Origin of the sequence: Variovorax paradoxus (assembly GCA_016806145.1) — a bacterium.
Lineage (GTDB): Bacteria > Pseudomonadota > Gammaproteobacteria > Burkholderiales > Burkholderiaceae_C > Variovorax.
On record CP063166.1, the window covers coordinates 3,198,756 to 3,211,191 of the forward strand.

10 protein-coding genes are annotated in these 12,436 nt (G+C 68.9%); 1 reads left to right on the forward strand and 9 read right to left on the reverse strand.

Annotated elements, in window-relative coordinates; all coding sequences use genetic code 11:
* Positions 1 to 10 precede the first annotated feature (10 nt).
* Entirely contained in the window at positions 11 to 2,026 is a 2,016-nt protein-coding gene (locus INQ48_15075; protein QRF60447.1) for an AAA family ATPase, read from the reverse strand.
* A 413-nt stretch (positions 2,027 to 2,439) separates the two neighbouring features.
* On the opposite strand from INQ48_15075, the gene hrpA reads away from it, so the two are divergent.
* Positions 2,440 to 6,303, forward strand: coding sequence for an ATP-dependent RNA helicase HrpA (gene hrpA, locus INQ48_15080; GenBank protein QRF60448.1), 3,864 nt, complete (start codon positions 2,440 to 2,442; stop codon positions 6,301 to 6,303).
* 106 nt (positions 6,304 to 6,409) lie between these two features.
* On the opposite strand, the gene INQ48_15085 is transcribed toward hrpA, so the two are convergent.
* The 8 genes from INQ48_15085 to lptF all read right to left on the reverse strand — a co-directional run bounded on the left by INQ48_15085 (position 6,410) and on the right by lptF (position 12,419).
* A complete protein-coding gene (locus INQ48_15085) occupies positions 6,410 to 6,568 on the reverse strand; it encodes a DUF3309 domain-containing protein (GenBank protein QRF60449.1) in 159 nt (52 codons plus the stop codon).
* Positions 6,569 to 6,663: 95 nt separating this feature from the next.
* Positions 6,664 to 7,131, reverse strand: coding sequence for a DUF3592 domain-containing protein (locus INQ48_15090; GenBank protein QRF60450.1), 468 nt, complete (start codon positions 7,129 to 7,131; stop codon positions 6,664 to 6,666).
* A gap of 13 nt (positions 7,132 to 7,144) precedes the next feature.
* Entirely contained in the window at positions 7,145 to 7,531 is a 387-nt protein-coding gene (locus INQ48_15095; protein QRF60451.1) for a rard protein, read from the reverse strand.
* Positions 7,532 to 7,569: 38 nt separating this feature from the next.
* The gene (locus INQ48_15100) at positions 7,570 to 8,739 is read right to left on the reverse strand and encodes a pyridoxal phosphate-dependent aminotransferase (protein ID QRF60452.1); all 1,170 of its coding nucleotides are present in this window, start codon (positions 8,737 to 8,739) and stop codon (positions 7,570 to 7,572) included.
* A 52-nt stretch (positions 8,740 to 8,791) separates the two neighbouring features.
* On the reverse strand, positions 8,792 to 9,733 hold the full coding sequence (locus INQ48_15105; protein QRF60453.1) for a CysB family HTH-type transcriptional regulator: 942 nt from the start codon (positions 9,731 to 9,733) through the stop codon (positions 8,792 to 8,794).
* Positions 9,734 to 9,796: 63 nt separating this feature from the next.
* Entirely contained in the window at positions 9,797 to 10,171 is a 375-nt protein-coding gene (locus INQ48_15110; GenBank protein ID QRF60454.1) for a CbiX/SirB N-terminal domain-containing protein, read from the reverse strand.
* Complete coding sequence (gene lptG / locus INQ48_15115; protein QRF60455.1) at positions 10,171 to 11,280, reverse strand: LPS export ABC transporter permease LptG; 1,110 nt, start codon at positions 11,278 to 11,280, stop codon at positions 10,171 to 10,173. Before lptG ends, INQ48_15110 begins: the two co-directional genes overlap by 1 nt.
* Positions 11,277 to 12,419 carry an LPS export ABC transporter permease LptF gene (gene lptF / locus INQ48_15120; protein QRF60456.1) on the reverse strand — a complete coding sequence of 381 codons (1,143 nt, stop codon included), beginning with the start codon at positions 12,417 to 12,419 and terminating at the stop codon, positions 11,277 to 11,279. The genes lptG and lptF overlap by 4 nt, the downstream gene beginning before the upstream one ends.
* Between the last annotated feature and the right edge of the window lie 17 nt (positions 12,420 to 12,436).

Genomic DNA, 12,436 nt, shown 5'->3' on the forward strand with positions numbered 1-12,436 from the left:
GTGCAGCGCATCAGGCCAGGGCGCGCAGCAGCCGCGCGGCGCCCGCGGCCGGCGGCGTGCCGCGGGCCTTGAACGACGCGAGCTGCGTGGCGTAGGCGTCCAGCGGTTCGGCCTCTGGGGCGGCCGAAGGCCCTGCCGTGGCGAGCGGCAGGCCGAGCAGCCCGACGAGCTCGGCCGGCGCGATCGAGCCCTGGGCCATCAGCGCATCGACCACGGCCAGGAAGGCCGTCGCATGCGACTCGATCAGCTCGAGCGCGCGGATGTGCTCGCGCGCCAGGATCTGCTCGATCTCGCGGTTGGTGGCCGCCACGTCGGTGTTGAGGTTGTCGTTCGCCTCGCGCGTCACGTCGGTGCGGCTCCAGCGGCTGCCGAAGGCGTGGTGCCGCACGTGGCGCGCCGCGGTCTCGGTGGCCTGCGCCAGGTCCTGCTCGGCGCCGGTGGTGGCGCCCGCATCGCCGAACACCAGCCGCTCGGCCGCGCGGCCGGCCAGGCTCACGCAGATGCTGTCGAGCGTGTTCTGCTTCGACCAGGCCTTGCGTTTCACGTAGCTGTTGTAGCCGCCCTCGAACGAGGCCACGTTGATGCGGATCTCCTGCGGCGCGCGGCCGAACAGCAGCGCATAGACCAGCCCGTGGCCGGCCTCGTGCACCGCCAGCAACGCGCGGAAGTCGGCATTGGCGCGCTGCTTGAGCCGGTTGAGCTCGAGCACCACCGGGAACTCGCGCCGCGCGAGGCGAAAGCGCGCCACCATCTTCGCCTGGCCCTGCGCACCCTGCGATCCGTCGCCCGCATCCAGCATCAGCCACACCGGCTCGGCGCCGTTGGCGCCTTGCTCGAGCGCCCAGAGCGCCGCGTTGACCAGGGTCGCGCTGAGGATCGCGTGGATCGACGAGAACAGCGGCCGCGTGCCCTGGGCGGGGAACACCGCGTTGGCGTAGATCTGCTCGTAGACGCTGGCGTCGAGCACGAAGCGCACGCCCGAGCTCTCCTGGATCTCGCTCACGTAGCGGTCGCAGATCGAGAGGATCAGGCGCACGTAGGTCGCGCGGTCGAACGAGGGATAGATCACGTGGTTGTTGCCCAGCCGCGCGATCTGCTCGGGCTTGAAGCGCTCGGCCAGCGCCTTCTTCACGTCGATCAGCGACAGCTTCTTCGTCAGCGCGTGGAAGATGTCGGCGTCGGTGTCGCAGTCCTCGACCCGCTTGGCGGTCTCGGCGTACATCTCGTCGAGGTTGCCCGCGACGAACACCAGCAGCTTCGAGTAGTCGGTCTCCCAGCTCTCCTGCGAGGCGCGGAAGGCGCGCAGCCGCTCCTGGATCTCGGCCGGCTTCCAGGTCATGATCTCGAGCAGCGATTCGCGCAGCTTGAGGCAGCGCTTGAACTCCTGCGCTTCCCACGGCGACAGCTGCAGCCGGCGCTTGCGGCGCGGCTTGCCGTCCTTCTCGTCGTCTTCTTCGTCGTCCTCGTCCGCGCTCTTGCGGTCCTGGTCGTACTCGGCCCAGGCCAGCGAGGACTCGATCTCGCCGAGCACCGACAGCGAAGGCGGCAGGCGGCCATCGGACAGCAGCGCCCAGACGTCCTGGTAGCGCTCGACCTTGGCTTCCTTGCCGTGCTTGTCGACGGTGCGAAAGCGCTGGAACTCGTCGAGCACGAGGATGCCGCGCTCGCCCTCGGCGATGCCCGACTCGGCCAGCATGGCCGAGATCGAGCCGGCGCTGCGGTGGCCCGAGCCGTGGCTGAAGCCGTCCATCTGCACTTCGATGAAGCGGTCGTAGAAGCCCAGATGCTGGGCCAGGCGGCGCACCAGCTGCGTCTTGCCGGTGCCGGTGAGGCCCCAGAGGCAGATCACGACCGGGCGGCCGATGAGCTGCGGCAGCACGTACCAGGCGCGCAGGGAATCGATCACGCGATCGATGATGTCGTCGATGCCGAAGAGCTCGGTCTTCAGCGAATGGGCCACGGCCTGCAGGTGGCGCGACCGCTCGGCGAGCGTCGCCTGCAGGTCGGAATGGATGTCGTTGGACATGGCGGTCTTTTTCTTCTTCGGATGATTTTTCGGGAGACGGGAACGCGGCCGCTTCCCCGCGAACGGGGAGGGGCTGCATGCGATGCGCGGTTCGGGATCAGGGCGGCGCGCTTCGGATCGCTTCCGAAGCGTGCGGGCGGCGGCGTTCCGTGAGGGGAGGAAACGCGGCGCGCGCGGGCTTCGTCAGGCCGGGCGGGTCGACTTGACCCCGCCACGTGCAATCACGTGGCCTGCGCGCATGCGCAGCGAGGGGGGGACAAGGATGGTGGTCATGGCCGCGATCGTAGCGGCGCGGGTCCGGCGCGTAAAGATTATTTACGCCGTGGTGTGGAAGCGCTGCAACATCCACGGTGCGCGCCGATAATCGACGGTTTGCCCGAAGAGAACGGGCGCCTGCGCTTGCGACCCCTCCCTTGACGACCACGACGACTTCCCCCCTTCGCATCGACTTTCCCGAATCGCTGCCGGTCTCTGCCCGGCGCGAGGAGATCATGGCCGCCATCCAGGCGCACCAGGTGGTGATCGTCTGCGGCGAGACCGGCTCGGGCAAGACCACGCAGCTGCCGAAGATCGCGCTGGCACTGGGCCGCGGCAAGCTCAATGCCGAGCCCGGGAAGGGCCGCCTGATCGGCCACACGCAGCCGCGCCGCATCGCCGCGAGCTCGGTGGCCAAGCGCATCGCGGAGGAACTGAAGACGCCGCTGGGCGACGTGGTCGGCTTCAAGGTGCGCTTCCAGGACCGCCTGTCGCGCGATGCGTCGGTCAAGCTGATGACCGACGGCATCCTGCTGGCCGAGACGCAGACCGATCCGCTGCTCAAGGCCTACGACACCATCATCATCGACGAGGCCCACGAGCGCTCGCTGAACATCGACTTCCTGCTCGGCTACCTGCGCGAGATCCTGCCGCGCCGGCCCGACCTCAAGGTGATCGTGACGTCGGCGACCATCGACGCCGACCGCTTCGCGCAGCATTTCGCCTCGGCCAAGGGGCCGGCGCCGACGGTGTTCGTGTCGGGCCGCACCTTCCCCGTGGAGCAGCGCTACCGGCCGTTCGAGGAATCGCGCGACCACGACCTCAACGACGCGATCGCCGACGGCGTCGACGAGCTCTGGCGCGATCCGCACCATGCGGGCGACATCCTGGTCTTCCTGCCTGGCGAGCGCGAGATCCGCGAGGCCGCCGACCATCTGCGCCGGCACCTCACGCACCAGCCGCTGTACCGCAATGCCGAGGTGCTGCCGCTGTTCGCGCGGCTGTCGCAGGCCGAGCAGGACCGCATCTTCGACGGCCACACCGGCCGGCGCATCGTGCTGGCCACCAACGTGGCCGAGACCTCGCTCACGGTGCCGGGCATCCGCTACGTGATCGACACGGGCACGGCGCGCGTGAAGCGCTACAGCTTCCGCAGCAAGGTCGAGCAGCTGCTGGTCGAGCCGATCAGCCAGGCCGCTGCCAACCAGCGCGCGGGCCGCTGCGGCCGCGTGGCCAACGGCATCTGCATCCGGCTCTACGACGAGAAGGACTTCGAGGGCCGGCCGCGCTTCACCGATCCCGAGATCCTGCGTTCGTCGCTGGCGGGCGTGATCCTGCGCATGAAGTCGCTGCGCCTGGGCGACGTGTCGCGCTTTCCGTTCCTCGAGGCGCCGTCGCCGCGCGCCATCGCCGACGGCTACCAGCTGCTCAACGAGCTCGGCGCGGTCGACGACGCCAACGAGCTGACCGCCACCGGCGCCGAGCTCGCCAAGCTGCCGCTCGACCCGCGCGTGGGCCGCATGATCCTCGAGGCCCGCTCGCGCGGCGCGCTCGAGGAGGTGCTGGTGATCGCCTCGGCGCTCAGCGTGCAGGACGTGCGCGACCGCCCGATGGAAGCGCAACAGCAGGCCGACCAGGCGCATTCGAAGTTCGACGACGAGAAGAGCGAGTTCAGCGGCTACCTGCGGCTGTGGAAGTGGATCGCCGACGCGCGCGGCGGCCATGGCGACAGCCACAAGCTCAGCAACCGCCAGTACGAGCAGCTGCTGCGCCAGAACTTCGTCAACGTGCGTCGCGTGCGCGAATGGCGCGACATCCACTCGCAGCTGCTCACGGTGGTCACCGAGCACAAGTGGCGCATCAACGCCGAGCCCGCGGGCTACGAGCCGCTGCACCTGTCGATGCTGGCGGGCCTGCTCGGCAACATCGGCTGGAAGCTCGAGGACGACGAGGCCTACCTCGGCGCGCGCGGCATCAAGTTCTACAAGCATCCCGGCGCGCACCTGAAGAAGAAGCCCGGGCGCTGGATCGTGGCGGCCGAGCTGGTCGAGACCACGCGGCTGTTCGGCCGTGGCATCGCCAACATCGAGCCGCAGTGGCTCGAGCAGGTGGGCGGGCATCTGCTGAAAAAGCAGCTGCTCGATCCGCACTGGGAGAAGAAGAACGCGCAGGTGGCCGCGCTCGAGCGCGCCACGCTCTACGGCCTGGTGGTCTACAGCGGCCGGCGCGTCGACTTCACGCGCGTCGACCCGGTCGCCGCGCGCGAGATCTTCATCCGCGAGGCGCTGGTCGGCGGGCAGTGGGACAGCCGCTTCCCGTTCCTCGCGGCCAACCGCAAGCTGGTGCGCGAGGTCGAGGGCCTCGAGCACAAGTCGCGCCGGCAGGACGTGCTGGTCGACGACGAACTGATCTTCGCCTTCTACGACGCGCAACTGCCGGCCGACGTCGCCAGCGGCACCGGCTTCGAGAACTGGTATCGGCAGGCCTCGAAGGAGCAGCCGCGGCTGCTGTTCCTCACGCGCGACGAGCTGATGCGCCACCAGGCGGCCGGCATCACCACCCAATCGTTCCCGCCCACCTTGCGACTCGGCGGCGTGGACTGCGCCGCGAGCTACCTGCACGAGCCCGGCGATGCCAAGGACGGCCTCACGGTCAGCGTGCCGCTGTTCGTGCTCAACCAGGTCAGCGAGGAACGCTGCGAGTGGCTGGTGACGGGCATGCTCAAGGACAAGATCCAGGCGCTGCTCAAGAGCCTGCCGCAGCGTCCGCGCTCGCGGCTGGTGCCGCTGCCCGAGTCGGCGGCGAAGCTGGCCGAGACGCTGTCGGAGCCCGAGCTGTTCGGCACCGGCTCGCTGACCGATGTGCTGCTCAAGCGCGTGCGCGACATGACCAGCATCGACGTCAAGCGCGCCGACTTCAAGCTCGACATGCTGGCGCCGCACCTGTTCATGAACCTGCGCGTGGTCGACGAGCACGGCCGCCAGCTCGGCATGGGGCGCAACCTCGGCGCGCTCAAGGCCGAGCTCGGCGCGAAGGCGCGCGGCGCGTTCCAGGCGCTCGCCGGACTCAACGTGAAGGCCTCGGCCGAACCCGCCAAGGCGGCGGCGCCCGCCGACGCGCGTCGTGCCCAGGAGGCGGCACCGCCCGCGCCCGCCACCCCGGCGCTGCCGGCCGGCCAGCGCTACACCGCCTGGAGCTTCGGCGAACTGCCCGAGCTGATGGAGGTGCGCCGCGGCGCCCAGTCGCTGGTCGGTTTCCCGGCGCTGCGCGACGAGGGCGACGCGGTCACGATCGAGGTCTTCGACGAGCCCGCGGTCGCGGCCGCGAAACATCGCGCGGGTCTGCGCCGGCTGTTCGCGCTGCAGCTGAAGGACGCGCTCAAGTACCTCGAGAAGAACATCCCCGATCTGCAGAAGATGGCCGTGGCCTACATGCCGCTGGGCACCGCCGACGAGCTGCGCGCGCAGATCGTCGAGGTCGCGATCGACCGCGCCTTCCTGCAGGAGCCGCTGCCGGCCGACGAGTTCGCGTTCAAGCGGCGGCTCGACGAGGGGCGCGGACGGCTGACCCTGATCGCCAACGAGGTCGCGCGGCTCGCCGCGACGATCCTCTCGGAATACGCCGCGGCCGCGCGCAAGATCAAGGACACGAAGATCCAGCCCGAGTCGGTGCAGGACGCCGCGCAGCAGCTGCAGAAGCTGGTCGGCAGGCGCTTCATCGCCGATGCGCCGTGGACGCAGCTGCAGCACTTCGCGCGCTACCTCAAGGCCATCGTGCTGCGGCTCGACAAGCTGCGCGGCGACCCGGCGCGCGACACCGCCAAGCTGGCCGAGCTGCGGCCGCAGGAACAGCGCTACTGGCGGCTGGTGGCCGAGCGCAAGGGCGTGGTGGACGACCGCATGCTCGAGTTCCGCTGGCTGCTCGAGGAACTGCGCGTGAGCTTCTTCGCGCAGGAACTGCGCACGCCGCAGCCGGTGAGCGTGAAGCGGCTCGACAAGGCCTGGGCGCAGTTGCAGGCCTGAGCGTTCTCTCGAGGTTCCAAAGAAAAAGCCCGCTGTCGCGGGCTTCGTCCGAAGAGGCCTTCGCCTCGTCATGAAGGGCGAGGCAGGGTGCAGCCTCGCCCGCGCGTCATATCCTGCCCATCAGCACCAGGATGATCACGATCACGAGCACCAGGCCCAGGCCGCCGCTGGGACCGTAGCCCCAGGTACGGCTGTGGCCCCAGCTCGGCAGCGCGCCGATCAGCAGAAGGATCAGGACGATCAGCAGAATGAACGAGAGCGACATGTTTTCTCCAGGGACGTTGTTATCGAGCCTCGATGCTCGTGACCCCGGGGTGCGCGCAGCGCAAGAGAGCCGCGCCTTCGCCGGTCAGGACTGTCCTACCGTGGGCGTCGGCGCCCGCGCCGGGTGGGCTGCGCCGGCGTAGCGACGACGACGACGGCGAGCACCAGCACGACCACCAGGAAGGCCGTGCCGATCGCACCGAAGACGATGGACATGCCCCACAGCGAGAAGAAGCTGTCGATGCGCGCGTTGCGCGGATCGCCGGGCGCATGCAGCACCCGCACCGCCTCGCCGACCTCGTAGGAGGGCGGGTTGCTGCTGGTCGAGGACTCGAAATCGATCGTCTCCCCCGCGGCCGTGCGGAAGCGCACGCGCGGCTTCCAGGTGCCGTCGCCGTCGTCGTCCGATTCCACGTGCAGCAGCTCGATCACTTCGCCCTGTGCGTGCACCGCCGAGCGGATGAAGTAGACGGTGTGGGCCGCCACGAGCAGCGCCACCGCGAACAGGGATGCGGCGATGCCGCCGAAGACCTTCTGCAGGGTGCGCAGTTGGGGATTGGCCATGGTTGTTTCTCCTTCAGCCGCCGCGGTGCGATGCGCCCGCGGCGAATTCGCCGAGCAGGCCGCCCAGGCTCGCGAGCAGCAGGCAGGCGGCGAGGAAACCCACGGTGCGCAGCAGCCCGAGCAGCGCCTGCCGCCAGGGCCGCGTGCGCAGGAAGAACACCGGCACGCCCAGCAGCGGAAACACGCCCGCGAACAGCGCGATGCGCCCGCGCGGGACCTGGCCGCGCGCGAGCAGGTCGGCGCGGCACCAGGCGTAGCACAGTGCGGTGATCAGCGGCATGTGCAGCATGTCGACGGCCGAGTACTGCCGGCCCGGCAGCAGCGGCACGAAGGCGTCGGCGATGCCGGCGGCGAGGAAGGACAGCGCCAGCGCGCCGAGGAGGAGCCGGGGCGCCTGCATCGCTTGCGGTCTCGTGGCGCGGGAGGCGGTCGCCCGTCTCAGAGCTTGGCGAGCCGGTCGAGCGCGGCGACCAGCGTCTCGTCCTTCTTGGCGAAGCAGAAGCGCACCACGCGCTGGTCGAAGCCGTCGCCGTAGAAGGCCGACAGCGGGATCGCCGCCACGCCGATCTCGCGCGTGAGCCAGAGGCAGAAGTCGGCTTCCGAGAGATTGCTGACCGCCGAGATGTCGACGCATTGGAAGTAGCTGCCTTCGCTGCGCAGCAGCTTGAAGCGGGTCTTGGCGAGGCCGGCGGCGAACAGGTCGCGCTTGCGCTGGTAGAAGGCCGGCAGCTCGAGGTAGGGCGCCGGGTTGGCCATGTAGCGCGCCAGCGCTTGCTGCATCGGCGTGTTGACGGTGAACACGTTGAACTGGTGCACCTTGCGGAACTCGGCCATCAGCGGCGCGGGCGCGGCCACGAAGCCGACCTTCCAGCCGGTGACGTGGTAGGTCTTGCCGAAGCTGCTGACGATGAAGCTGCGCGCCGCCAGGCCCGGGAAGCGGGCCACGCTCTCGTGGCGCGCGCCGTCGTAGACCATGTGCTCGTAGACCTCGTCGGCGATCACGAACACCTCGGTGGGCGCGAGCAGTTCCTCGAGCCGGCGCATCTCGGCCTCGGTCCACACGGTGGCGCTGGGGTTGTGCGGCGTGTTGACGATGATCGCGCGCGTGCGCGGGCTCAGCGCGGCGGCGATGCGGTCGAAATCGGGGCGGAAGGTGCCCGGCACCAGCGGCACGCGCACCACGCTGCCGCCCGCGAGCTCGATGTTGGGCACGTAGCTGTCGTAGCAGGGCTCGAGCACGATCACCTCGTCGCCCGCGCGCACCACCGCGAGGATGGCGGTGATGATCGCCTGCGTGGCGCCCGCGGTCACCGTGATCTCGGTCGCGGCGCTGTAGACGTGGCCGTAGAGCGCCTCGATCTTGGCGGCGATGGCCTCGCGCAGCGCGGGGATGCCGGGCATCGGCGGGTACTGGTTGTGGCCCGCGGCCATGGCGGCCGTCACGTCCTCGAGCAACTGCGGATCGCAGTGGAAATCGGGGAAGCCCTGGCCCAGGTTGACCGCGTTCTTCTCGGCCGCGAGCGCGGACATCACGGTGAAGATGGTGGTGCCGACGGCGGGCAGCTTGGTCGCGATCTCGGGCGTGCGGGGGGAAAGGGCGGTGCTCATGGTGGGATGCGTGGGAGGGATGTCGGGACGAGCGCGTGATCCTCGGTGGCGCTCAGAGTTCGTAGTCCTGCTGGTGGCCGCTCAGGGCCTTGGCGATCAGGTTGCGGTCGAGCCGGTCGGACAGCAGCTCGGCGAACTTGAACACGAAGTTGCGCAGGTAGGCGCTGCGCTTGAAGGCCACGCGCGCGATGTTCTGGCCGAACACCTGGCCCATCGGGCGCACCACGAGGTCGGCGTTCGATTCGTCGCGCACCGCCATCTCGGCGACGATGCCCACGCCGAGCCCGAGGCGCACGTAGGTCTTGATCACGTCGGAGTCGATGGCTTCGAGCGCGATGCGCGGCGCGAGCTTCTTCTGCGCGAACGCATGGTCGATGCGCGTGCGGCCGGTGAACGAGGGGTGGTAGGTGATGATCGGCTCGGAGGCCAGATCCTCGAGCGAGATGCGCTCCTTGGTGGCCAGCGGATGTTCCTTGGGCAGCACCAGCACGTGCTGCCATTCGTAGCACGGCAGGGTCACGAGCTCGGCGTAGTCGGCGAGCGATTCGGTCGCGATGCCGATCTCGGCCACCTCGTCGATCACCATGCGTGCCACCTGGTCGGGCGAGCCCTGGTGCAGGCTCACGTTGACCTTGGGGTAGGCCTCGCGCAACTTCGCCACCGGCACCGGCAGCACGTAGCGCGCCTGCGTGTGGGTGGTGGCGATGGACAGCGTGCCGCTGTCCTGGGCGCTGAACTGCTCGCCGATGCGCTTGAGGTTGCCGACCTCGCGCATGATCAACTCGATGCTCGCGATCACGTGCTGGCCCGGCTCGGTCACGCGCTTGAGGCGCTTGCCGTGTCGCGCGAAGATTTCCACGCCGAGTTCTTCCTCGAGCTCGATGATCGCCTTCGACACCCCGGGCTGGGAGGTGTGCAGCGCCTTGGCGGCCTCGGTCAGGTTCAGATTGCGCCGCACGGCTTCCTGAACAAATTTGAACTGGTGCAGATTCATATCAAATTCCGTCTTATTGCGGAATTTATTATGCCTTCGGAATCTATGGAAATTGCCGAATGTTCAGATTTCCGCCGCAATTCGGGCCAGCAGATCGATCACCTGCGGCGATTCCCCCACGGTGGGGCCGAGCGTGAAGGCCAGCGCGGGCCACTCGGCACGCAGCGCATCGAACTGGCGCGGGATGTCCTCGCGCGCATGCTTGCCCATGCCGAGGAACATCGGCACCACGCGGATCGCAGTGGCGCCTTCGCCGGCCAGCGCGGCCGCCGCGGTGCGCAGGTCGGGCTCGGCCAGCTCGAGGTAGGCGCAGCGCACCAGCGCCGCGGGCGACAGCGCCCGCACCCGTGCCGCCACGGCCTCGATCGGCAGGCGCCAGCGCTCGTCGCGCGAGCCATGCGCCAGCAGCACGATGCCCTGGACGGTCGGCGTGGCCATCAGCGTCTGAGCACCAGCCAGCTGAAGGCCGCCAGCGACATCACCGAGTAGATGAGCCCTGGCGCCGCCGCCGTGATCCAGGGCGACCAGTTGCTCAGGTTGCCGAGGTAGCCGAACACGTTGTTCAGCAGGAAGAAGCTGATGCCGATCATCACGCCGCCGAACACGTAGGTCGTGATGCCGGCCTGGCGGAAGTGCAGGTAGGCGAAGGGCAGGGCGAGCACCACCATCACCAGGCAGGACAGCGGATAGAACACCTTGCGCCAGAACTCGATCTCGTAGCGCTGCGCGGTCTGGCCGTTGGCGTCGAGGTGGCGGATGTAGTCGAAGAGGTCGATGGTGCTCATGCGGTCGGGCCGCAGCAGCGCCACCGACACCATCTCGGCCGTCAGCGAGGTCGGCCAGTTGAGCTCGAGCATCCGGGTGGTGCCGACGTGCGCCTTGCCCTCGGGCGCGTGGGTGTCGTAGTCCTGCTGCTCGATCTCCGACAGCACCCAGTAGCCGCGCTCGATACGCGCCGTGTTCGCGGTCATCTGCTTGCGCAGGTAGCCCTTGTCGTCGAACTCGAAGATGCGCGCGGTCTTGAGCACGCCGTTGCGCGAGATCGACAGCACGTTGACGGCATAGGACGACTTCTCCTGCTTCTCCTTGAGCCAGGCGCCGGTGTTGCCGACGAAGGTGAAGGTGCCCTGGTAGCGCGACTTCACGAGCTGCGCGGCGCGCTCGGCGGTCGGCGCGAGGTAGTCGCCGACGGCGAAGGTCAGCACCACGAAGCCCAGGCCGAGCACCAGCAGCGTGCGCAGCGCGCGCCAGGGGCCGAGGCCGCTGGTGCGCAGGATGGTGTATTCGGAGCTCTGCGCGAGCCGCGCCATCACGAAGATGCAGCCGATCAGCACCGTGATCGGCAGCAGCTCGTAGAGATGGCTCGGCAGCAGCAAGGTCACGTAGAGCAGCGCCTGCGCCGGCCCGTAGGCCAGGCTTTCGGGGCGGCCCACGGCCTGCAGCTCGTCGACGAAGTCGAAGAAGAAGAACAGGCTCAGGAAGCCGAGGGTCACGAAGGCCACGGCCTTCAGCGCCTCGACATAGATCAGGCGGCGGATGGTTCTCATGGCGTGGGTTCCAGCCGGGCGGTGGTGGCGGGCGGCGTGGGGCCGGCGCCGGGGCCGCCGCGGCTCTTGCGACGCGCCCAGTTGTTGTTGCGCAGCGTGAGCCACGAGACGGCGATCAGCGCCACGCCGCCGTGCAGCAGCAGCATGAAGCCGCCCATGCCGTAGCGACCCGAACTGATCCAGCTCTGGCCCAGGTTCAGCAGGTTGTAGTAGATGACGAAGGCGAACAGCGCGAACAGCAGGTTGCCGCTGCGACCCACGCGCGGGTTGACGCTGGAGACGGCCAGCGCCAGCAGCACGAAGTTGATGGCCGCCAGCAGCATGCCCACGCGCCAGGCGAGTTCGCCGCGCGCCGCGTTGGCGTTGAAGTCGCCCAGCAGCGACAGCGTGGTGCGCGCGCGTGGCGGCGTGGCGTCGCTGGAGCCCGCGGCGCTGCCGCCGGCGCGCGTGCCGTAGGTCTCGAACTCGCTGATCTTCAGGCCGCTGTCGGGCAGCAGCGGGCGCTCCAGGCGCTGGCCGTTGCTCAGCATCAGGTAGCGCGAATTGCCGAGCGTCTCGATGCGGCCGCTGCGCGCCGAGGTCGTGATCTGCAGGTTGCGCTCGATCGACCAGATGAAGACGTTGGTGGCGGTGGCGCTGTCGGCGGAGTCCTTGTCGATGAAGAACACACGCAGCCGGCCGGCCGACTCACGGAATTCGCCGGGCGACACGCGCTCGAGGTCGCCGCGCTGCTCGTACTGCTGGCGCATGCCCATGGTCTGCGAGTTGGCCCAGGGCCAGCCGATCAGCGCCATGGCGGCGATCAGCAGCAGCACCGGCCAGGCGAAGCGGAACAGCGGCTGCACGAAGTCGGACAGCCCGCGGCCGCTGGAGAACCAGATCACCATCTCGCTGTCGCGGTACATGCGCGACAGGGTGCCGACGATGGCGATGAACAGGCTCAGGCTCAGGATGGTCGGCATGTAGCCGAGCACCGTGTAGGCCATGACGAGGAACACTTCGGACGGGTTCACGCTGCCCTTGGAGGCCAGTCCGAGCGTGCGGATGAGCATCATGGTCATCACGATGGTGACCAGGACCACGAGGGTCGCTCCGAAGCTGCGGGACAGCTCCTTGCGTAGGGAAGAATGGAATAACATCGTTCGAGGAAAAAAAG

Excerpts from the sequence above, each read along its gene's own strand:
- INQ48_15075 (QRF60447.1), bottom strand. The coding sequence starts at position 2,026 with ATGTCCAACGACATCCATTCCGACCTGCAGGCGACGCTCGCCGAGCGG.
- INQ48_15085 (QRF60449.1), bottom strand. The coding sequence starts at position 6,568 with ATGTCGCTCTCGTTCATTCTGCTGATCGTCCTGATCCTTCTGCTGATC.
- INQ48_15110 (QRF60454.1), bottom strand. The coding sequence starts at position 10,171 with ATGGCCACGCCGACCGTCCAGGGCATCGTGCTGCTGGCGCATGGCTCG.
- INQ48_15090 (QRF60450.1), bottom strand. The coding sequence starts at position 7,131 with ATGGCCAATCCCCAACTGCGCACCCTGCAGAAGGTCTTCGGCGGCATC.
- lptG (QRF60455.1), bottom strand. The coding sequence starts at position 11,280 with ATGAGAACCATCCGCCGCCTGATCTATGTCGAGGCGCTGAAGGCCGTG.
- INQ48_15100 (QRF60452.1), bottom strand. The coding sequence starts at position 8,739 with ATGAGCACCGCCCTTTCCCCCCGCACGCCCGAGATCGCGACCAAGCTG.
- INQ48_15095 (QRF60451.1), bottom strand. The coding sequence starts at position 7,531 with ATGCAGGCGCCCCGGCTCCTCCTCGGCGCGCTGGCGCTGTCCTTCCTC.
- INQ48_15105 (QRF60453.1), bottom strand. The coding sequence starts at position 9,733 with ATGAATCTGCACCAGTTCAAATTTGTTCAGGAAGCCGTGCGGCGCAAT.
- lptF (QRF60456.1), bottom strand. The coding sequence starts at position 12,419 with ATGTTATTCCATTCTTCCCTACGCAAGGAGCTGTCCCGCAGCTTCGGA.